Source organism: Sphingobacterium sp. E70, assembly GCF_019285695.1.
In the GTDB taxonomy this organism is placed as follows: domain Bacteria; phylum Bacteroidota; class Bacteroidia; order Sphingobacteriales; family Sphingobacteriaceae; genus Sphingobacterium; species Sphingobacterium detergens.
This window is the reverse complement of the sequence record NZ_CP079104.1, coordinates 2764635-2785532: the sequence shown is the minus strand read 5'-3', so window position 1 is coordinate 2785532 and position 20898 is coordinate 2764635. Positions and strand designations below refer to the sequence as shown.

Sequence of the window (20898 nt, the reverse complement as noted above, 5' to 3'; positions counted from 1 at the left end):
ATGTTACAAAAACGATTGTTCAATGACCCGTCATTATTATACTTTCTTATTTCACAAGGTCTTCAGAATAGAGTAGAAAGATGTTGAGTAATGTTGTTAAGTAGAGTTTAAATTCTTATAAATTTAATATTAAAAATATATGAACTAAAGGTTGTATTTCGCTTTTATTTTGGTTAATTTAGTTCTATACCTTTAAGACTGAGCTGTAGTATGTTTGCTACTTTTTTGTTCTTTTTTTTGAAATAAATTTGGAATGTTAATAATTATTTTTAGAGATCAATTTTAGCGCGAGTTTTCCACAATTTTACAAGGTAATTTGCTGATATATAAGGTTTTATTAATTATTTTATATTTTAGTTTTTTAGCTGATTTTTTTGTCATCTTCGTTCTCAGAGAAAGTTATCAACATATTTTTTGTCGCGTATTGTAAATCAACTTATTAACAATTTTAGAATGGAAAAAACGTATTCAAGTGTCTGGAATAATTGTCTTTCGATTATCAAAGATAATATCCCAGCACAAAGTTTCAAGACCTGGTTTGAACCTGTGAAAGCAGTCCGTTTGGAGGGTGACGTTTTGACTATTCAAGTACCTAGCTTATTTTTTTACGAGTGGTTGGAAGAACACTATGTAGGTATTCTTCGCAAGACCGTAAAGAAGTTTCTAGGAGAACAAGGTAGATTGGAATACAATATTGTAGTTGAGAAGTCATCGGCTTCTCATCCCTATACGACTAATCTTCCATCGAATGGCAATGGGGCAGAGGGTAAGAGACAATCTATTCCTGTGCCGGTATCTTTGAATAGAGATATCAAAAATCCATTTGTTATTCCTGGATTAAAGAAATTGCAGGTTGACCCGCAATTGAATCAAAACTACACATTTGAGAATTTTATTGAAGGTGAATGTAACCGTCTTGCTCGTTCTGCAGGCTACGCTGTAGCAAACAAACCGGGAGGTACTTCATTCAACCCTTTAATGATCTATGGTGATGTAGGTTTGGGAAAGACACACCTTGCCCAAGCTATCGGTAATGAAATCAAAAGAAATCTTCCCGATAAGTTGGTCATTTATGTGTCCTGTGAAAAATTCTGTCAGCAGTTTGTGGATTCATTGAAAAATAACACAATCAATGACTTCGTTAATTTCTATCAGGCAATGGACGTGATCATCATGGATGATGTGCACAATTTTGCTGGTAAAGAGAAAACACAGGATATTTTCTTCCATATATTCAATCATTTGCATCAATCTGGAAAACAAATCATTCTGACTTCTGACAAAGCACCTAAAGATCTAGCTGGTTTAGAAGAACGTTTGCTTAGTCGTTTCAAGTGGGGATTATCTGCAGATATTCAAATTCCGGATCTTGAAACAAGAATGGCGATTTTGAAGAAGAAGATGTATTCTGACGGCATTGAATTACCTGAAAATGTCGTGGAATATGTAGCAACGCAAATCGATAACAGTGTTCGTGAATTGGAGGGAGCAATGGTTTCGCTATTGGCTCAATCTACATTGAACAAAAAGGAAATTGATTTGGGGTTGGCTAAATCGATGTTGAAGAATTTTGTGAAGAATACACATAAGGAAATTTCAATGGATTTTATTCAAAAATTAGTTTGCGAATACTTTGAGGTTCCTGTGGATATGGTAAAGTCAAAGGTCAGAAAACGTGAAATCGTGCAGGCCAGGCAAATTTCGATGTATTTAGCAAAAAGCCACACAAAATCTTCGCTCAAATCGATTGGCGCATTCTTCGGAGGAAGAGATCATTCAACTGTCATATATGCATGTCAAACCGTTGAGGATTTAATTGAAACTGACAAGAAATTTAAAACTTATGTCAGCGACATTATGAAGAAATTGAAATCTTAATGTAGCTTGATATCAAGTTAAAGTAAAAAGGCTGTCTCGATAGACAGCCTTTTTTGTACTCATATATGATGATTGAATAAAAAACCTCTGAATATGCCTAAGCATATCCAGAGGTTTAATACATTCCTCTTAATTTGAATAGAATGATTATTGTTGTTGATTGCTGTTTTCGTTGTTATTTTCTTTTTGTTCTGTTGGCGCCGGAGTGGCAGGAATACTTACTGCAGGTCGCTCCTCAATGTATTTTTTAAAGGCCACTTTCTGCTCATCGGTCAATAGTAGAGCGATCTTGCTATCTGATTCACCTTGAAGCTTCGTAATGCTCTCTTTTTTACATCAGCTGTTGTTGTGGTATCTTGGATAACAGCTGCTATCGCTTTTCTTGATCCAATACAATTGGTGATACAGCAGTTTTTGTTCATCATTCAGTGTAAGCTTTGTTACCAACTCAGTCACAACTTTAGTTGCATTTTCTTCTGGGGTGGTTTGCTGTGCAAACAATAAGGTCATCGCTAGGAAAAAACCTATACTGGTTAAAAATAACTTTTTCATGATGTTTAATTTTAAATGAAATTATTCAATGAATTTATTAATGTCTGTTTTTAATTATTCCAATAAACTGTTAATTAGCACTGGATTCTGTTTTAGAAGGTTCAGTAGGCGTAGGGACAGCTTTTGCTGGCCGTTCAGCAATTACCTTCTGATAAATAGTTTTTGATCTTCTGTCAGTAATTGACTCACCTTGCCGTCTACTTCTGTTTGAAGTTTATTGAGGGTTTCGCCTTTCGCAGCAGCAGTGGAAGAGCTGTCTTTTAAAATCGTTTCTTCTGCCTTCGCCTGATCCAATAGAATGGAGGATACAGCAGTTTTCTGTTCATCATTCAGATTCAGCTTTTGTACCAGTTCGGTAGTAGCTTTTGCAGCGGTTTCCTCAGGTGTAGCCTGTTGAGCGAATGTTAGGCTAAGTGCCAAACACAATCCTATACCTGTTAAAATTAGCTTTTTCATATCTATTGTATTTAAAAAGTTACAACTATGATGTCTTGATATAAAAACTAATAAAGCTGATTTATATTGTATCAAGTATGTTACTTTAACAAAGTTTTAACGCTGCATATTTATGTATCTTATTTATTTTCAGTTGTATATGTATTTTAGGAGCAAGATATAATAGATAATGATTGTTTTGTTTTAAATAAAGCGCGGAGAATCGCTTTTGGTATTGAGGAAAGATATGCTTGCTTGGGAGAATAAATTGCCTTAAAAGACCTAATAATGGTATTATACGGCTTTATAGGTCTAATATGCTATAGAAAGGTACACGCTCTACTATTTTGGCCAACCATAGAATAATTCATAAAAAAGGTCGATTATTTATCGACCTTTTCCATTAAAATTAGTTTTCAGAACGTTTTTTCATTCTATCCTTCATTTTTTCTTGCTGTTCATCGAATAGTTTTACTTGATCCGGATTGAGCCATGATTTTATTTTAGTTGCCTGAGCTTCTTGGAGCTGCTTAAACTTTTCCATATTGGCTTTGCGGTCTCCGCCATCACTTTTTATTTCCGCTCGCTGTTGGGCCTGGCTTAATGTAAGATTATAAATGGAATCTTTTTGCACTTGATTAAGTGTAAGTAGTTTGTCTAGATGTTCCACACGCATCTTCGCTTGATCTTCGGGACTCCGTTGTTGACGTTGCTGGGCAAAAGCTACTGTTGTTGCCAAAAGTAGGCCGCTTATTACCATTAAAGTTTTCTTTTTCATCGCTTTATATTTTAAGTTTACTTTCCTTTTGAATATAAATTTGACGAAAAAGTTTACTAAAATATTAGCCCTTAACAAAATTTAAGGTTGATTAACACTTAATGCTATTGTATCACTTATAATATTACAAAAGTGATCTCTTTGTACTGGATCATTAAATTTAAGTCCTATCGGTAAATAGACGAGTTCTATCGTATCGAAACGATCTTTATATGGTTTTAGCCGCTGATAATCCTTTTCAGTGGTCAATACTATTTTATTGCTGCTATTTAGAGATTGGAAAGCTTTTATGATTTGGTCAATATCGGAGTCGTTAAATGTATGGTGATCTCCAAAAGAGATATGATTGACTGCGTTTGCTTTTTCTTGACATGATCCAGTAATGGCTGTGGTCTGGCTATACCAGTCACTAATATGATATCCTTATCTTCGATATCAATCGATCTCCCATCGCTATTAACAGGTTCAAAATAGTCTATATGGCTAAATGCGATCAAGGCCTCGCTGTTATAACGACGGAGCTTTTCTTCTATACGTATCTTTTCCTCACTGGAAATATTAGGCGGACATTTTGTAATGACTATGATTTGCGCTCGTTTAGATTCAGTGAGTAGGTCTCTGAAATTTCCAGCAGGAAATACAAACATAGGTTGCGAAAAGGATCTGAAATCAAATAAAAGAATATTAAATAAAGGAGATAATTTTCGATGTTGATAGGCATCATCTAGGATAATAAGCTGATGATCCCCTGAAGTTTTTCTATTCCAGTACAACGATCTTCACATACCGCTACTGTGATATTTGGAAGCTTGTTTTTGAATTGCAATGGCTCATCGCCTACATCTATCGCTGGAGAATCTGTTTGCACAGTCCGGAATCCTTTTGTTTTTCGACCATAACCTCTGCTGAGGATAGCAACCTTGTAGTTACTACTAAGATAAGAGACAACAAATTCGGTCATGGGACTCTTACCGGTACCACCAACTGCTAAATTACCAATTACGATGGTCGGAATCTGGAAAGATCGAGCTGGTAGCACATGGGAATCATATAGGCGATTCCTTAACCATACGATTAATCCAAAAATAATGGAAAAGGGAAGAAGGAGATATCGTAGGAAAGTCCACATTATTTTGGTATTACTGTCAATCCAATATCTGTAATTTCCTGCAAAGGATTATCTCGCATATTCTGTTCAATGGATATCGTATATAATCCGGTGTCTGGAAATACGTAATCTTGATGAATGATAGATTGCTGATTGTAAAGACTGCCTGATGATTTTCCAATCCACTTTCCATCTGATTTTGCCAATTTAATTTCCTTACGGAAGGTATTTGTTTTTTTATCTGGGCCCTGCTGGTAAATCAAAACAAAGAGATTAGAAAAAGCATATTCAGGTGTATGGCGTACATCTATAAGTACATCGTATTTTTTTGTCTTGTCGCTAATGTGGAATTGAAAACTAGGATGTGAGGTATATAGCCACGTCTTATTTTCGATAGGTTTATTTTCATTGATAATAGCAGTTTGGTCACAAGATGTCCATAAACCAATACATAAAATTCCAAAAAGAAAAGCCTTTAGTTTCATTTTAAATCTATATAAATAGAATATGCCTAACATTTTAAATTAGGCATATTCGTTTTATTCTGTTTTTGAGGCAGGATTGTTATTGTTGCCTTTGTTTTTATTTCTATGACGATTAAAGCGTTTTTTAGGTTTATTATTTTGACCCTCTTTATTTTCTTTGTTCGTCGTTGCAGGATTTGTATTATCCGGATTGTTTTGCTGTTTGGCCACTACTTGTTTTGGTGGATTTTGTTCAGCCTTATCACTTTTCTGACCGCTTTTGTTTTCCGGTTTAGCATTATTGCTTTTGGTTTTCCGTTTTTTCTTTCTTTTGTTGCGGTCATCCAAACGTGTTAAACTATCTTGACCGACTACATTTTCGTAATCGTAGTTAATAATTTTTTCCTCTCGGATATCTTCTGTTTCTATTGCACTTGATATGGCTTCTGGTTTAATACCCTGCTTATTCATTTCGACAAGTTCTTTGACTTGTTGAACTGGCATAGCAATCCAGTTTTCTGCTCCTGGGAAAGAAAACCACATCATTTTTTTGAAGATATCGGTTTTTTGAGATAAGCCACACCTTTTAGTGTTTCAATACGGTCAATATTGTTAGGAATGTCTTTCAATGCGTCCATATAACTATCCAATTCATAATTGAGACAGCATTTTAACTTACCACATTGTCCAGCTAGTTTTAAGGTATTCAATGATAAATTTTGATAGCGGGCAGCAGAGGTGGATACGGTTTTAAAATCCGTTAACCAAGTAGAACAACATAGTTCGCGTCCACATGATCCAATACCGCCAAGACGGCTCGCTTCCTGACGCATACCGATCTGGCGCATTTCAATCCGTATACGGAATGCTTCAGCCATTTTCTTGATCAATTCACGAAAATCCACACGGCCCTCTGCCGTATAATAAAACGTTGCTTTCGTTTTATCTCCTGATAGTCTACATCCGAAATTTTCATTAATAAGCCTAGATCCAAAGCAAGTTTACGTGCTTTATGCATGGTTTCCCATTCAAGATCTTTCGCTGCATTATACTTTTCTACATCCACTTCATTTGGCTTCCGATAGATCTTTTTGTTACCAATTCAGGGTAACATTGTTCTTTTTAATTGTAATCGAACTAACTCACCTGTCAGGGAAACGTGGCCAACGTCATATCCCCTGTTGAGGGCTCTACAACGACCATTTCCCCATTTCAAGGTAAAGGTTGTCTACATTAATAAAGAAATCTTTTCGAGATCCTTTGAATCGTACTTCTACGATATTGAATGGTTTATAGTTTGATGGCATATCCATATCGGAAAGCCAGTCATATACATCTAATTTATTACATCCGCTAGTCATGCAAGAGCCGTTATTTTGACATCCTGCCGGTGTACCACTTGCTGTGGTAGTACCGCAACCTCCGCCGGATGAGCAACTGCCACATCCCATAGTTTTCTATTTATATATATTGAGTTCCTTTCGGAAACGTTTTGTATTTGTATATTAATGTTAATTGCAAAGATAAATCTAAAAATAATATTTTAGGGTTTGCATTTCTTTCTACAAAATAATGCGTTTCCTCAAATAGATTTATTGTTTCTTCAATTTGTTCTATGCTATAATGTACTGCAAATTTTTGGACAAAATCCAATTCTTTGGCAGGTAAAAATACGAGACTGGAGAGACCTTCCTTAATCAAAATAATCTGCCGCATCATGTTGATCGCGTAAAAAAGAAAGCTCTTTTGATTTTCGCGACCCATTTTGGACAAATCCTCTTCAACTAAAGAAATCATGTTTGTTCCTGCGTCCGATACGATAAATCGTAGCCAGTTTACCAAAATGCCAAAATGATTATTGGTCTGTGTATTGAGTTGATTAAGCGCTTCCTGTAAGTTCCCATCAGCTATAAAAGCTATTTCAGATGCTTCCTGATCAGAAAGATGTTGCGCAGTCTTCAAATACTGTGCGACTTCGGTATGGTCTAGTTTCTTAATTTTGACCAGCTGTGTCCGAGAAATAATGGTATTTAAAATTTTATCTTGATTCTCTGCAACCAAAATAAATAACGTTTTTTCGGGCGGTTCTTCAATCAATTTTAATAATGCGTTGCCTTGGGTATCCAAGTATTCGGGCAACCACATGATCAACACTTTATATTCAGCCTCAAAAGCTTTAAGACTCAATTTCTTGATGATACTATGTGCTTCAGCAATATTAATATTGACCTGTTTATTATCTGCATCCAACTGATTTCGCCAGTATTCCAAACCCATATAGGGATTGGTTAAAAGGACTTTCGCCAGTTTTCAGCATAGTCTGTGGCCGTATCTTCTTTGTGTTTGGCAATAAAAGGATAAGACATGTGCAAATCTGGATGAATCAGCTTGCCATATTTTCGGCAAGAGGCACATTCGCCACAACTATCCGTAGCTTGTTTGTTTTCACAGTTTAAAAACTGAGCATAAGCATAGGCTAGAGCAAGGCTTCCGGAGCCCTCAGGGCCTAGAAATAATTGCGCATGGCTCACACGGTTTTCATGAACCGTACGAACAAGATGTTCTTTGATGTCTTTATGCCCAATGATATCTTTAAACTGCATACACTATTGCTATTATACAAATGTAATAAATATTGTGATTTATCAGGGGAATTTGCTTTCTATACTTTTGAAAGCGTGCTTATTAATTGAAATACAATCGCTTATTTAAGTGCAATAAATCTTCGTATGTGGAAAGAAAGGCATTTACAAATCTCAAAAATATTGATTAATTTGTGTATTATTGCACATAATAATTAGTAATTAGGAAATGAGATTCATTGTATCAACATCAATTTTATTAAAGCAGTTACAAGCTATCAATGGAGCATCTAGTACAAGTACTGTTTTACCAATATTGGAAAACTTTCTTTTTGAAATAAAAGACAATAACTTGACTATTTCTGCTACGGATTTGCAGACGAGTATGGTTACTTCTTTGCAGATTGAAGCAAAAGAAGAAGGAAGAGTAGCTATGCCTTCTAAGATTTTGATAGAAACACTAAAAACTCTCCCAGATCAGCCCGTTGCTTTTTCAGTAGACATGAATACATTGGCTATTGAAATCAGTGCAGGTGATGGTAAATATAAATTGAGCGGAGAAAATGCAGATGATTTTCCTAAAATTCCTTCTATTGATAACGGATCTATTATTGAAATGCCGGCTCCGGTTCTTTCGGAGGCAATCAGTAAGACTATCTTTGCGGTAAGTAACGATGAATTGAGACCAGCGATGTCTGGGGTTTTAGTGCAATTGGCTGAGAAAAATGTGACTTTTGTTTCTACAGATGCACATAAATTGGTACGTTACACAAGATCAGATATCAGTGCTGAAAAACCTGCTTCACTTATTCTACCTAAGAAGGCACTTTCTTTATTAAAATCGTCATTACCTTCGGATGATACAAAAGTATCTATCGAATATAATCAGACTAATGCTTTCTTTAGTTTTGGTAATATCAATCTGATCTGTCGTTTGATCGATGAGCGTTATCCTGACTATGCTGCGGTAATTCCTCAGGTCAATCCAAATAAGCTTACGGTTGATAGATTACTTTTCTTAAACACTTTGAGAAGAGTTGTTATTTTCGCAAATAAGACAACACATCAAGTACGTTTAAAGATATCAGGCAGCGAATTGAATATCTCTGCTGAAGATTTGGATTTCTCCAACGAAGCGCACGAGCGTTTGTCTTGTCAATTTGAGGGAGACGATATGGAGATCGGATTTAACGCTAAATTTTTGGTTGAAATGTTAAATAACCTTGAAAGCGAAGAGGTTGTTATCGAAATGAGTACACCAAACCGTGCCGGTTTATTGATTCCTGCGACGTCTGAAGATCATGAGGATATTTTGATGTTGGTTATGCCAGTGATGTTAAATAACGCTTAATCTTCTTATCGGTTTTGGAAATAATTACACATCTTATTGACTTTATTCTCCATATTGATAAACATTTGGTTGAAATTGTCAATGATTATCAATTATGGACATACCTTATTTTGTTTCTTATCATTTTTGTGGAAACGGGTGTGGTCGTAATGCCTTTTTTACCGGGAGATTCGTTGTTGTTTGCTGGCGGAATGCTTGCTGCACAGCCGAATGAACTGAATGTTTGGTTGATGATATTGATTCTGCTGATTGCTGCAATATCAGGCGACACTCTTAACTATTCCATCGGAAAGCATTTTGGGATGCGATTGACAAAATTCAAACTTTTTGGAAAACAGGTTGTCAAGGATGAACAGATTGCAAAAACACACGCTTTCTATGAAAAGTATGGAAGCAAAACGATTGTCATAGCTCGTTTCGTACCTATTGTACGTACTTTAGCACCATTTGTTGGTGGTATTGGCAAGATGAATTATGGTACTTTCATTACTTACAATATAGTAGGAGCTGTGTTGTGGGTGGGCGGCATTACATTAGCCGGCTATTTTTTGGGTAATATTCCAATTATTCGAGATAACTTTTCGAAAGTGGTACTACTGATCATTTTTATTTCAGTACTGCCTATTATATTTGAGTTGGTAAAAGAAAAATAAAAACTAAAAAGGGAGTTCAATAGGACTCCCTTTTTATTTATCAAATATGGAGATTCTTTCTCAGCTGGTCGATTTTATCCTACATATTGATCAACACCTGTTGCAGATTGTCAATACCTATGCTGGATGGACTTATTTCATTCTATTCTTGATTATCTTTGCTGAAACAGGATTTGTGGTTACACCATTCCTTCCGGGGATTCAGTATTATTTGCATTGGGAGCCATTATTGCCCGACAAGAAAGCAATCTTTCACTGTCACTTTTCCTATTTATTCTAATATGTGCGGCTATTTCTGGCGATTTTGTGAATTATGAGATAGGTAAATATTTTGGAATTCGAGTTTTTAAACCAGACTCAAAAATTTTTAAACCATCCTATCTTCAAAAAACACAAGATTTCTATGCAAAATATGGTACTAAAACCATTGTTTATGCTCGTTTTGTACCTATTGTCCGAACCTTTGCCCCTTTTGTAGCGGGTATTGGCAAGATGCCATACCGCATTTTTGGCAAATACAATATAGTAGGTGGTATATTATGGGTATCGTTATTTATTCTAGCGGGTTACTTTTTTGGGCAGATTCCTTTTTCAAGCAGAATTTTTCCCTAGTTGTATTAGCTATCATATTTATTAGCTTAATACCCATGTTGATACAGTTTTTAGCGGTTAAAAGGTCAAAAAAGATTAAACGTTAAATACTAAAGTCAGTCTTTTAAGGTTAAAGGATTGATATGAAATACTTCATTTTAGCATTTACCTTATTTGTCACACAGCTTGCTTCAGGGCAACGTGTCTCTGTCGATCGGCGTCAAGCAAAAGAGGCTTACGATCTGTTAAATAAAATTCGAACAAATCCTGAAAAATATAAAAGGGAATTAAAACTTTTCAATCTACAAAAGATTACCCGAACAAAGCTTAATTGGAACAAGCAGCTTGCCGAAGTTGCAGAGTATCGGGCTAAAGATATGGCCAAACGGTCTTATTTTGATCATGTCTCTCCTGAAGGCTATGGACCCAATTATTTTATCGAAGAAGCTGGATACGAGTTAAATCAGTCTTGGCTAAAAAAAAAGGAGCGCTAATAATTTTGAATCCATTGCTGCTAATCGTGCTAGTGCAACCGATGCTATTAAAGCATTGATTATCGGAAGAGAAGCGCCAGGTTATCATCATCGTACGCATTTATTGGGTATGGATCAATGGAACGGATCACTATATGATATTGGGATTGGTTATGTGAAGTGTAAGGGAGCCAGTCCTTATGAAAGCTATCTCGTTGTTATTATTGCAAAGCATGATTGGTAAATAAACTATCCTATTTGGAGGTAATTTGAGGAGTATCAGCAATTAATCTATGTTGCGTCTTCAACTTTTATTCGAAAAGTCATACCTTTGCATATGATAAAATCCATGACAGGATATGGCACGGCTTCCAAAGAGAACGGTAAAGTCAAATATAGTGTCGAAATAAAGTCCTTAAATTCAAAATTCCTTGAATTAAATCTTCGTCTGCCCAAAGTAGTTTCGGACAAAGAATTGACCTTGCGTACTGAATGCAGTAAGCTTATTGAACGCGGAAAAGTTAATCTGAACGTAACTGTAGAATATGCTGATCAAACAGCCAAGGCTTCATCTATCAATGCTGATTTGCTAAAAAAATATTATGGTCAATTGCAGCAGATCGCAAATGAGCTAAATGATACGAATGTCAATCTATTCGAATTGGCGTTAAATATGCCTGAAGTTGTCACTAACAATGACGATACCGTTGATGATGAAGAATCAGGAGTATTGATGGATGCTTTTTATGATGCGGTAAGACATTTCAATACATTCCGTGAAGATGAAGGAAATGTATTGGCTCAAGATCTAAAAAAGAGAGCTGAAATGATTTTGACCTATTTGGGCGAAGTGGAAGCACTTGAAGTTGAACGTATCCCTTTGATCAGACAACGTATAGAGCAATTTCTCAATGATAGCGTGGGTAAAGAGAATGTGGATCAGAATCGTTTTGAACAGGAGCTTGTTTACTATATCGATAAATTAGATGTCACTGAAGAGAAAGTTAGGTTGCGTTCCCACTGTAACTACTTTCTAAAAGCCTTTGATTCTGCCGATTCAAATGGTAAGAAACTAGGCTTTATCTCTCAAGAAATGGGCCGCGAAATCAATACCTTGGGATCTAAAGCTAATCACGCCGGTATACAGCAGATTGTGGTTAGAATGAAAGAAGAATTAGAAAAAATAAAAGAGCAGTTGCTCAACGTATTATAAGGATGAGCGGTAAATTAATTATTTTCTCAGCACCTTCGGGCGCAGGAAAAACAACTATAGTAAGAGATCTTTTAAGTAAACATGGTGATAAAATAGAATTTTCTATTTCTGCGAGTACCCGTGATCCAAGGGGACAGGAAGTCGATGGGAAAGACTACTACTTTATGTCCAAAGAAGAATTTTTGCATAAAGTGGCCAAACAAGAGTTTATCGAATTTGAAGAGGTCTATTCAGGTACATTTTATGGTACTTTGCGTTCCGAAATCGAACGCATCTGGAAAGAGGGTAAAAATGTTATTTTCGATATTGATGTCGTCGGAGGATTACGTCTGAAATCTAAATTTCCAGAGCAGGCAATCTCTATATTTGTGCAACCACCATCATTAGAAGTACTTAAAGAACGTCTGACTGGACGTGGGACAGATTCGGAGGAAAAACTACAGGAAAGATTTGCCAAAGCGGAATTGGAACTAACCTACGCGAATAAGTTTGATGTAATCCTGAAAAATTTTGATTTAGCCACAGCTTGCGCTGATGCTGAGGAAATTGTAATGGGCTTCATCAATAAATAAAGGGCGAAATGAAAAAAATTGGTTTGTTTTTTGGTTCCTTTAATCCGGTGCATGTTGGGCATTTGATTATAGCAAATTACATGGCCAATTTTACTGGACTGGATGAAGTTTGGTTTGTGGTATCTCCACAGAATCCATTTAAGAAAAAAATCTACCTTAGCGGACCCCTACGATCGTTTAGAGATGTTAAATCTGGCAGTGGAAGATTGTGAACATTTGCGTGTGAGTGATATTGAATTTCATTTACCAGTACCGTCTTATACAATAGATACCTTAACATATCTAAAAGAAAAATATCCAAATAGAGAATTTGTGCTTCTGATGGGGAGGATATCTTAGAGTCATTGGAAAAATGGAAGAATGCAGAGATTATTTTACGCGATTATCATATTTATGTATACCCTCGTCCGGGTTATGATGGGGAAAACTAAAGGATCATCCTTCCATAACCATGACAGATACACCATTAATGGAACTCTCTTCTACTTTTCTGCGAAAAGCGATCAAAGAGAATAAGAATATTCAGTTTTTACGCCGCAAAAAGTTATTGATTTTATAGATAAAAAGGGCCTTTATTCATAAGGACTGCAAAATATACAATGTGAATCCCTGGATCTCTTAGGAAGTCTGGGGATTTTTGTTTTCTATGTCGTTAGAAAGCTAATTGTGCAGCGCATAGCTTTGGAAAATGTAGGTCTATCGAAAGTGATACCTTTATAGATCAGAAGTAAATGAAATTTATGGTATTAGGTTTAACAAATGGAATTGTTTTTGGTAGGAATAATTTCTTTACTTTTAAATAGCATTATGTATACTTTATGAGAAGTTTAATTTTATTATTTATTTGCCTCGGTAGTTGGACTTGGGCTTTTGCACAGACAGAAAACGAGGAGGGAAGTAATTATATCATGGATCCCGCGGCTATTGAATTCAGGACAAAGATGACAATACCACCTTATGGTTTGGCAAAGGTGAAAGCTTTGATTGCTAAATTATCTCCTGTAGGGGATAAAGATGGGGAGAAACTAGTGTGCTTGCTCTTTCTGCAACGGATTTTAAGAATTTAAGTTTACGCGAAAAATTTACGTATACCATGATTCATGCGGAGGTATATGCCCAGAATTGCGATATACCAGAAAATCAGAAAGCTATTGACAAGAAAATATTTGGTAAGTTGCTTGGTGGTTTTAATGAAGCTTGGTGGTCGGAAAGACAGACCGATTTTTTGCAGGAAAACAGGGATTCGGTTATGAAACTGATTCAAGAGTCTGTCTTGAGAAGCAAACGAATGGGGGTGAATTATAAGGAGACGATTGAACAGATCAATGGCTGGCAAATGATTCCATTTATTATTGAATATGCAAAGAAAACCCCTAAAGATAAGGATGCATTAACTTTGCTGTTGTTACTGATGAAACGTGGCGAGTATAGCGAATTTATGAAGTCTACATCCTTCAAAAAGTTATATGGCGAGACAAGTAATTATTATGCCTATTTGGACTATAATAAGGAGAATGAAGCACTAATATATCGTAGAGCAATGGGGTATTACAATGAAAAAAAAGGTAAATAAAATATGGGCTTGCTGCCTGATCTTGCTAGGCTTTATCAGTACTCCGAGTTTTGGCCAAGAATATCAGGAATATAAAGATGTTGCCTGGAATGAACCTCGGTCAAAAGATTCAGCTTATTATGCGATGCGGGAAAAAGCGAGTATACCCCTTTTGGTCTCAAAAGGTTCAAGGCTTAGTGGAGCAACAATCAAAAAAGCTTCCGGACGGAGCATTGGTAGACTATAACGCAGGAATTTCGAGAGCTGACTTTGATAAGCTGAGCTTTGAAGAGAAGTTTACTTATACAATGATCTATCCCGAAATTTATAGTCAGGCTTGTGCGGAGCGAATGTTTGTATTTAACCCCAAAGTAAAATATTTGCGCAATTGCTTTTTGTTTATAATGGTGTCTTTTGGAGTGAACGACAGCTTCATTTTATGAAGAAAAATAAAAAAGAGTAATAGATCTGATCATAGATCAAGCGAACCGAAACAATGCACTCGGATTGAATTTTAAAACTGCATTAATAGAAATTGACGCTTGGGAAAGTATTCCCTTTTTGCTCAGTTTCTATCAAAAGAATCCAAACGATAAAGATATATTGACTACTTTGCTTCAGCTATTGAAAACGTCAAATTTTGGAACATTTGAACAGTCTAAAATATACAACAAGTTATACGGAGAAAATACGCATTCGGATAGTTGGGTGAATTTTTCAAGTGCCAACGAAGAGTATATTGTTGAATCAGCTCAAGCATTATATAAAAAACGTCAAAATAAGTGAGACAAGCACTACCCATATTGATTTTGTTTCTCTTGAGCTATATATCATTAATAGGGCAGGAGAAGGGGTATGTTTTGATTCCCGGAGGAGATTACCAACTGGGGATACAATGAGTCTGGATAATCCGAAAAGAACAGTACATATAGATCCTTTTTGGATTGCTCAATACGAACTGACCAATGCCGAATTTGAAAAATTTGTACAGGCGACGGGCTATCATACTTTGGCAGAACGATATCATAATGCGATGGTATTTGAGCCAGGGCTTGCAGAATTCAGGTGGCTACAAGACAGCACTGCTTATTGGCGTTTCCCTAATGGGGTAAGCCGTGGTGGTATAGTAGACAAAATGGATCATCCTGTCACTTGTATATCTTTTAAAGACGTATTGGCTTATTGCGCTTGGGCTGATTGCAGGTTACCCAGTTTTGAGGAGTGGGAAGTAGCTGCGCGGGCCGGTAGTGATGGACGTTATTTTGAGGGGATGAATAAAGAAAATATAGGTCAATATGCTAATATATGGCATAGCAGGGATCACCTTAAAGCAGACTATTCGGATGGTTATATGTATACTTCCCCTGTAGGGGCATTCAAACCGAATCCATGGGGACTTTATGATGTATTTGGTAATGTATTTGAATTTTGTTCGGGCAAGCTAAATAGAGATGGGGAGCGTTATGTGGCTCATGCAAGAGGAGGGTCATGGTGGTGCAGTAGAAATAGCTGTTCGGCATTCAATACAGTCTATATTGGTTCTGTTAGCCCGAATGCCTCATTCAGTAATCTTGGATTTAGGATCGTAAAAAAAGCCTTTACCCCGAAGGATAAAGGCTTTTAAAACAAAAAATCTTAAAAGGTTGATTTTTATCTTCCCATCCAGCCACCATCGACAGTAAGGATGGTGCCATGTACGTAATCTGCTGCTTTTGAAGCAAGGAATACCGCTGGTCCTTTAAAGTCTTCCGGCGTACCCCAGCGTCCGGCAGGTATACGGTCCAGGATAGATTTAGAACGTTCAGGATCGTCTCTCAATGCTTCCGTATTGTCCGTTGCAATATAACCTGGAGCAAAACCATTTACATTCACTCCCTTGGAGGCCCATTCATTTGCAAAAGCTTTTACCAATGACCCTATTGCGCCTTTGGAGGCAGCATATCCAGGAACGTTGATACCACCTTGAAAAGTCAATAACGATGCCGTGAATACAATTTTTCCAGTTCCACGTGAAATCATATCTTTTCCAATTTCCCTTGTCAGGATGAACTGCGCATTTTGATTGATTTCGATAATTTCATCCCAGTACTCATCGGGATGTTCAGCTGCTGGTTTACGCAGAATATTTCCGGCATTGTTGAAAAGGATGTCTATGGTTGGATGCTCCGATTTTACTTTTTCAATAAACTGATAGAGTTCGGTTCTTTTGAAAAATCACATTGGTAAGCATAAAAATTCCTTCCTAATGCTTGGATGGATTTTTCTACTGCCGACCCTGTTGTCTCCAGCGATGCCGAAACACCAATGATATCTGCCCCAGCTTCCGCTAATGCTTCGGCTATAGCTTTACCTATCCCTCTTTTACAGCCAGTTACCAAAGCGACCTTCCCGGTCAAATCAAAAGATTGCAGTATGGACATTATTTTGAGTATTTTATCGTTAATGGTTGATTTAAGTTATTTCTAAATTCTTTGACATAGGATTGCCATTGATCAAAACTGGTTATTTTTCCTGCTTTATTGAATGCAGCTCCAGCAAAATAGGTCAAAGGACTGTTGTTTTTGACGGTAGTTGCCAATAAAAACTGTTTTGGACTATCCTTAAATACATATTTTACTTTATTAGGTAAGATCACGGCAGTCCCAGTGATTTTATCCCCTCAGCGGGCTCCCAATAAGCCAAAATACCCTTTTGGTATCGTTTAAGAGTTGAGGTTTATCCTCTTTTCGTTTGGCAACACCAACGACTACAGGGGTGCTGCTTGAAGTCGTATTTTTGATTGCATAACGTATTTTGTTCAGTTGGCTTCCAGCGTCCAGAGAGACTGTTTTTTCAACTTGTATATTTTGACCCTTTACATTTTCTGGCTCATAGATAAGCTTAAACGTAGTGCGTAAAGGACCATTATCTAAGACTTCGTATTGACGATAATGTTTGTGATAGACGACCTGCTGATCAATAAATGGAGTTGCGTCGCCTACTCCTAGCGTTTGACCCACAGAATAGTAATCTAAACCTTTACCATGATCGGCATGATAATCCCCTGTTTTATACCATTCGTCAATAATAAGGTCATTCGTTCTCTTAGACCAAAAATCAAATCCCTGTGCATCTTCAGAGCTCCCTTCCAATGCTTTTCCATAGGCTCTGAATGCAGCAATGTCATTTTCCCAGGCAAAGTCATCTTTACGTTCGGGAACATAACGCGCAAATGTTTTGGTAGCAACGGTTTTTGGATTATTTCCAGTTACACCAAAAGTCAAAGCACTTTTAGGCGCAATAGATACTTGTATCAGTACATTTTGAGGGGTTGGCTGTCCTAGCTTTTCCAATTGGTAAGCCAGTTCCGCTTTATCCTTGCTATCAACAATCGTAAAGACATTTTTCTTCAATTCGAAATGTTTTTCGAACGTTGCATAGGGAATACTGATCAGCTCTGTTCTAGATACAGCTGAAGGATTTTTAACCGTAATCGTCTTATTGTTTTGGGCAAAGGCGATGCTTGAAAGCCCCAGCGTTAAACTTAATATGAATGTTCTTTTCATTTGATAATGGATTAAAGAAAAAGATATCTGAATACTACTTAAGCTCAGTGATAGCGCACTTATCCATATCATCGTAGTCGAGATTTTCGCCCGCCATACCCCAGATAAATGTATAGTTGGATGTTCCAGCTCCTGAGTGAATTGACCAAGGTGGAGAAATGACAGCCTGATCATTATGCATCCAGATATGACGTGTTTCGTCTATCGGTCCCATGAAATGAGATACAGCCTGACCTTCTGGTAGCTCAAAGTAAAAATAAACCTCCATACGACGGTCATGCGTATGCGATGGCATCGTATTCCACACGGATCCTGGCTTTAGCTCTGTCATTCCCATTTGTAGCTGACAGGTCTGTACAACTTTATTCAGCAGCATCTGATTGATGGTACGGCGGTTGGCTGTTTCCAGAGATCCTAATTCTATTTTATTAGCATCTTCCTTAGTGACCTTTTTGGTAGGATAACTCTGGTGCGCTGGTGTTGAGTTTAAATAAAACTTTGCCGGATTCGCACTGTCTTGGCTTGAAAAATAGATATCTTTTGCGCCTTGTCCGATATAGAGCGCTTCTTTGGTTTTAAGTTCATAGAATGTTCCATCTACTTCTACCTGCCCGTTGCCACCGACATTGATAATACCCAATTCTCTTCTAGAGAGAAAGTAAGGTTCTTTTAATAATTCAGGGATTGTTTCTAATTTAATTTTAGAATTTACGGGCATTGCACCACCAGCCATGTAACGGTCATAGTGGGTGTAGACAAAATTAACTTTATCAGTTTCAAAAACTTTTCAATGAGAAAATTATCTCTTAATCCTTGTGTATCTAATGTTTTGTATTCTTTCGGCCCGATTGCATAGCGGGATTCAAAATTAATGCTCATAACGGAATGATTTTTCTTTATTTGAAAGCTAAATTTAGGGCTAATATTTCTCAAAAACGATACAATCTTACGCAATCGATGTCGTACTTATGTAAAGGATCTATTAAGACAAATTTTCTTGCGGTTTTTATTTTTCAGATTTCCTAACTTCGTATATGGTAAAGAAGAAACCGAATATTTTAGTTGTTAATGACGATGGTATCACAGCACCGGGAATTAAGGTGTTGTTAGAAGAAATGCAAAAAATTGGCAATGTGGTTGTTGTGGCACCAGATTCGGCACAATCAGGTATGGGGCATGCGATTACGCTTGGTAGACCACTACGATTGGATAAGATCAATCTCTATGAGGGAGTTGAGATGTACCAATGTTCTGGAACACCGGTTGACTGTGTCAAGCTTGCTGTTAATAAAGTCTTCAAGGGACAGAAGCCGGATATCTGTGTGTCCGGTATTAACCATGGGCTCAACAATTCAATTAACGTGTTATACTCTGGGACAATGTCTGCTGCGGTTGAAGGAGCTATCGAGGGAATACCTTCTGTTGGCTTTTCGTTGGATAATTTTTCCCATGATGCAGACTTTAGCTACTGTAGGCCTTATGTGATTTCCATAACGGAACAAGTTTTGGCCAATGGCTTACCCAAAAATACACTGCTAAATGTCAACTTTCCACAAACACAAGGATTTAAAGGGATTAAAATCTGCAGACAGGCTGGAGGACATTGGGTAGAAGAATTTGATGAACGTATCGATCCACATAACCGTGATTATTATTGGACGACAGGAAAGTTTGTCTTACAAGACCGTGGAGAAGATACGGATAGTTTTGCGTTAGCAAATGGCTATGTTTCAGTTGTTCCTACACAATTCGACATGACTGCACATCATGCTATCCCAGAACTGAATTCATGGAGTTTTGATCATTTGGAAGGTACGACGAAACACAGCAAAGGTGAGAAATAATCTTTGGGTAGGCTCGGGCATAGGAATTGCTTTCCCGTTACTGGCATTTTTGTTGGTGCGTTTTACCGATATCGAACTTCATTTTCTGCCCGAGAAGCCAATGGCAACGTATGCCATTGCCGTATTGATCAATTTGATTTTCTTAAGGTTTGCATACCGTTCAGGTAATGATCAGGTAGGAAAGGAATTATCATCATGACATTTTTGGCCATGATATTATATTTAATTACACATAAAGTGACGGTATAAAACAAAATGTAAAGATATCCGAGCTATACAGCGAAGGTTATTTACGAGTTTTTTATTGTTTATTTTTTTAAGAGGAATAAGATGAAATTAACATTGGGGTTTTCTCCTTGTCCAAACGATACATTTATTTTTGATGCTTTGATTCACCATAAAATTGATACAAAAGGGCTGGATTTTGATGTGGAATATCAGGACGTTGAGACATTAAATTTGAAGGCATTTCAAGGAGATCTGGACATCACCAAACTGAGTTATCATGCTTTTGCTTATGCCGTTGAAGACTATGAATTATTGGATGCAGGTAGCGCCTTGGGCTTTGGTGTAGGGCCTATGCTGATCACAAAAGATGCGACTTTGGCCGAAATGCTCCAAGCGAAGTTAAAAAGTGGTGACGGTTTGGGTGAATTCGATAAGTTAAAGGTGGGATATCCGGGGAAGTTTACGACAGCAAATTTCCTGTTGGGGCTGGCATTTCCGGAATTAACCAATAAAATAGAACTGGTTTTTTCTGATATTGAAGGAGCGTTATTGGATGGTTCTATTGATTTGGGGCTTATTATTCATGAAAATCGGTTTACTTATGCAGAAAAAGGACTGTATAAAGTAGTCGATTTGGGGAATATTGGGAAAGTACGACAAAATTTCCGATTCCGCTTGGTGGTATTGTGGTAAAACGTTCGTTGCCGAAAGACGTGAAAGACACGCTTAATGCAATTTTAAAGAAAGTGTTGAATTTGCTTTTGCAAATCCAAAGTCCGGATTGGAGTTTATCCGTAGTCATGCGCAGGAGATGAGTGAGGAGGTGATGTATAAGCATATTGAACTGTATGTCAATAAATATTCCGTTGAATTGGGTGTCGAAGGACGTAATGCAATTACCAAAATGTTTGAAAAGGCTCAGGAAATGGGTTTTATCCCACATTCGGATAAAAAACTCTTTCTTTCATAACATCATCACTGATATTTAGTAGCCGTATGAGTAGGCCGCTTGTGCAGGAACGGAGTCTACCAGTTTGGTTTCAAATGCGGCTATTTTGGGTTTAGAGAGCAAATAACTC

At 37.0% G+C, this 20898-nt stretch carries 28 protein-coding genes and 5 pseudogenes; 18 read left to right on the top strand and 15 right to left on the bottom strand.

Features of this window, described 5'->3' with window-relative positions; all coding sequences use genetic code 11:
• Nucleotides 1-453 precede the first annotated feature (453 nt).
• Nucleotides 454-1878: a chromosomal replication initiator protein DnaA gene (gene dnaA / locus KUH03_RS19860; RefSeq protein ID WP_077436883.1), complete on the top strand. Its 1425-nt coding sequence runs from the start codon at nt 454-456 to the stop codon at nt 1876-1878.
• 336 nt (nt 1879-2214) lie between these two features.
• Here the strand turns inward: dnaA and KUH03_RS19855 are convergent, their stop codons facing one another.
• From KUH03_RS19855 to KUH03_RS46255, 11 genes and pseudogenes are all read right to left on the bottom strand, one after another.
• Nucleotides 2215-2430 carry a hypothetical protein gene (locus KUH03_RS19855; RefSeq protein WP_257096015.1) on the bottom strand — a complete coding sequence of 72 codons (216 nt, stop codon included), beginning with the start codon at nt 2428-2430 and terminating at the stop codon, nt 2215-2217.
• A 141-nt stretch (nt 2431-2571) separates the two neighbouring features.
• Complete coding sequence (locus tag KUH03_RS19850; protein ID WP_257096013.1) at nt 2572-2886, bottom strand: hypothetical protein; 315 nt, start codon at nt 2884-2886, stop codon at nt 2572-2574.
• A gap of 388 nt (nt 2887-3274) precedes the next feature.
• Nucleotides 3275-3643, bottom strand: a complete 369-nt coding sequence (locus tag KUH03_RS19845) for a hypothetical protein (protein ID WP_257096011.1) — start codon at nt 3641-3643, stop codon at nt 3275-3277.
• 81 nt (nt 3644-3724) lie between these two features.
• Nucleotides 3725-4416 (bottom strand): annotated as a pseudogene (locus KUH03_RS19840) (tetraacyldisaccharide 4'-kinase).
• Complete coding sequence (locus tag KUH03_RS19835) at nt 4368-4772, bottom strand: tetraacyldisaccharide 4'-kinase (protein ID WP_257096008.1); 405 nt, start codon at nt 4770-4772, stop codon at nt 4368-4370. The pseudogene KUH03_RS19840 and the gene KUH03_RS19835 overlap by 49 nt, the downstream one beginning before the upstream one ends.
• Nucleotides 4772-5236: a gliding motility lipoprotein GldH gene (locus KUH03_RS19830; RefSeq protein WP_257096006.1), complete on the bottom strand. Its 465-nt coding sequence runs from the start codon at nt 5234-5236 to the stop codon at nt 4772-4774. The genes KUH03_RS19835 and KUH03_RS19830 overlap by 1 nt, the downstream gene beginning before the upstream one ends.
• Nucleotides 5237-5290: 54 nt before the next feature.
• On the bottom strand, nt 5291-5761 hold the full coding sequence (locus tag KUH03_RS19825; protein WP_257096004.1) for a hypothetical protein: 471 nt from the start codon (nt 5759-5761) through the stop codon (nt 5291-5293).
• A pseudogene (locus KUH03_RS19820) lies at nt 5758-6281 on the bottom strand (stage 0 sporulation family protein). Before KUH03_RS19820 ends, KUH03_RS19825 begins: the two are co-directional and overlap by 4 nt.
• A 124-nt stretch (nt 6282-6405) precedes the next feature.
• Nucleotides 6406-6666, bottom strand: a complete 261-nt coding sequence (locus KUH03_RS19815; protein ID WP_257096003.1) for a hypothetical protein — start codon at nt 6664-6666, stop codon at nt 6406-6408.
• A 10-nt stretch (nt 6667-6676) separates the two neighbouring features.
• A complete protein-coding gene (locus KUH03_RS19810) occupies nt 6677-7492 on the bottom strand; it encodes a hypothetical protein (protein WP_306429654.1) in 816 nt (271 codons plus the stop codon).
• An 11-nt stretch (nt 7493-7503) separates the two neighbouring features.
• On the bottom strand, nt 7504-7818 hold the full coding sequence (locus tag KUH03_RS46255) for a hypothetical protein (RefSeq protein WP_306429653.1): 315 nt from the start codon (nt 7816-7818) through the stop codon (nt 7504-7506).
• 208 nt (nt 7819-8026) lie between these two features.
• On the opposite strand from KUH03_RS46255, the gene dnaN reads away from it, so the two are divergent.
• The 14 genes from dnaN (at nt 8027) to KUH03_RS19745 (ending at nt 15826) form a co-directional block, all read left to right on the top strand.
• The gene (gene dnaN / locus KUH03_RS19805; RefSeq protein WP_104384747.1) at nt 8027-9148 is read left to right on the top strand and encodes a DNA polymerase III subunit beta; all 1122 of its coding nucleotides are present in this window, start codon (nt 8027-8029) and stop codon (nt 9146-9148) included.
• 14 nt (nt 9149-9162) lie between these two features.
• Nucleotides 9163-9801, top strand: a complete 639-nt coding sequence (locus KUH03_RS19800) for a DedA family protein (RefSeq protein WP_257096001.1) — start codon at nt 9163-9165, stop codon at nt 9799-9801.
• Nucleotides 9802-9847: 46 nt separating this feature from the next.
• Entirely contained in the window at nt 9848-10081 is a 234-nt protein-coding gene (locus KUH03_RS46250) for a hypothetical protein (RefSeq protein WP_306429652.1), read from the top strand.
• Nucleotides 10018-10413 carry a VTT domain-containing protein gene (locus KUH03_RS46245; RefSeq protein ID WP_306429651.1) on the top strand — a complete coding sequence of 132 codons (396 nt, stop codon included), beginning with the start codon at nt 10018-10020 and terminating at the stop codon, nt 10411-10413. The genes KUH03_RS46250 and KUH03_RS46245 overlap by 64 nt, the downstream gene beginning before the upstream one ends.
• Nucleotides 10414-10535: 122 nt before the next feature.
• Entirely contained in the window at nt 10536-10886 is a 351-nt protein-coding gene (locus tag KUH03_RS19790; protein ID WP_257096000.1) for a CAP domain-containing protein, read from the top strand.
• 55 nt (nt 10887-10941) lie between these two features.
• Complete coding sequence (locus KUH03_RS19785; RefSeq protein WP_257095998.1) at nt 10942-11109, top strand: hypothetical protein; 168 nt, start codon at nt 10942-10944, stop codon at nt 11107-11109.
• A 93-nt stretch (nt 11110-11202) separates the two neighbouring features.
• On the top strand, nt 11203-12078 hold the full coding sequence (locus KUH03_RS19780; protein ID WP_257095996.1) for a YicC/YloC family endoribonuclease: 876 nt from the start codon (nt 11203-11205) through the stop codon (nt 12076-12078).
• Nucleotides 12079-12080: 2 nt separating this feature from the next.
• Complete coding sequence (gene gmk / locus KUH03_RS19775) at nt 12081-12650, top strand: guanylate kinase (RefSeq protein ID WP_120261277.1); 570 nt, start codon at nt 12081-12083, stop codon at nt 12648-12650.
• Nucleotides 12651-12658: 8 nt separating this feature from the next.
• On the top strand, nt 12659-12862 hold the full coding sequence (locus tag KUH03_RS48840; protein ID WP_373564763.1) for a nicotinate-nicotinamide nucleotide adenylyltransferase: 204 nt from the start codon (nt 12659-12661) through the stop codon (nt 12860-12862).
• Between the two features lie 606 nt (nt 12863-13468).
• Nucleotides 13469-13717: a hypothetical protein gene (locus tag KUH03_RS19765; protein WP_257095994.1), complete on the top strand. Its 249-nt coding sequence runs from the start codon at nt 13469-13471 to the stop codon at nt 13715-13717.
• Nucleotides 13681-14223, top strand: a complete 543-nt coding sequence (locus tag KUH03_RS19760) for a hypothetical protein (RefSeq protein ID WP_257095993.1) — start codon at nt 13681-13683, stop codon at nt 14221-14223. Before KUH03_RS19765 ends, KUH03_RS19760 begins: the two co-directional genes overlap by 37 nt.
• A complete protein-coding gene (locus KUH03_RS19755) occupies nt 14204-14449 on the top strand; it encodes a hypothetical protein (RefSeq protein WP_257095991.1) in 246 nt (81 codons plus the stop codon). The genes KUH03_RS19760 and KUH03_RS19755 overlap by 20 nt, the downstream gene beginning before the upstream one ends.
• A gap of 260 nt (nt 14450-14709) precedes the next feature.
• Nucleotides 14710-14988, top strand: coding sequence for a hypothetical protein (locus KUH03_RS19750; RefSeq protein WP_257095990.1), 279 nt, complete (start codon nt 14710-14712; stop codon nt 14986-14988).
• A 109-nt stretch (nt 14989-15097) separates the two neighbouring features.
• Nucleotides 15098-15826, top strand: a complete 729-nt coding sequence (locus KUH03_RS19745; RefSeq protein WP_257095988.1) for a formylglycine-generating enzyme family protein — start codon at nt 15098-15100, stop codon at nt 15824-15826.
• A gap of 26 nt (nt 15827-15852) precedes the next feature.
• Here KUH03_RS19745 and KUH03_RS19740 read toward each other — a convergent pair.
• The 4 genes and pseudogenes from KUH03_RS19740 to kduI all read right to left on the bottom strand — a co-directional run bounded on the left by KUH03_RS19740 (nt 15853) and on the right by kduI (nt 18626).
• A pseudogene (locus tag KUH03_RS19740) lies at nt 15853-16616 on the bottom strand (SDR family NAD(P)-dependent oxidoreductase).
• 5 nt (nt 16617-16621) lie between these two features.
• A complete protein-coding gene (locus tag KUH03_RS19735) occupies nt 16622-16837 on the bottom strand; it encodes a DUF4861 family protein (RefSeq protein WP_257095986.1) in 216 nt (71 codons plus the stop codon).
• 16 nt (nt 16838-16853) lie between these two features.
• A complete protein-coding gene (locus tag KUH03_RS19730; RefSeq protein ID WP_257095984.1) occupies nt 16854-17747 on the bottom strand; it encodes a DUF4861 domain-containing protein in 894 nt (297 codons plus the stop codon).
• Nucleotides 17748-17781: 34 nt separating this feature from the next.
• Nucleotides 17782-18626, bottom strand: a pseudogene (kduI, locus tag KUH03_RS19725) (5-dehydro-4-deoxy-D-glucuronate isomerase).
• Nucleotides 18627-18781: 155 nt separating this feature from the next.
• On the opposite strand from kduI, the gene surE reads away from it, so the two are divergent.
• The 3 genes and pseudogenes from surE to KUH03_RS19710 all read left to right on the top strand — a co-directional run bounded on the left by surE (nt 18782) and on the right by KUH03_RS19710 (nt 20789).
• Complete coding sequence (gene surE / locus KUH03_RS19720; RefSeq protein WP_120261270.1) at nt 18782-19591, top strand: 5'/3'-nucleotidase SurE; 810 nt, start codon at nt 18782-18784, stop codon at nt 19589-19591.
• Nucleotides 19581-19790, top strand: coding sequence for a hypothetical protein (locus KUH03_RS19715; protein WP_257095982.1), 210 nt, complete (start codon nt 19581-19583; stop codon nt 19788-19790). The genes surE and KUH03_RS19715 overlap by 11 nt, the downstream gene beginning before the upstream one ends.
• A gap of 131 nt (nt 19791-19921) precedes the next feature.
• A pseudogene (locus KUH03_RS19710) lies at nt 19922-20789 on the top strand (menaquinone biosynthesis family protein).
• Nucleotides 20790-20898 lie beyond the last annotated feature (109 nt).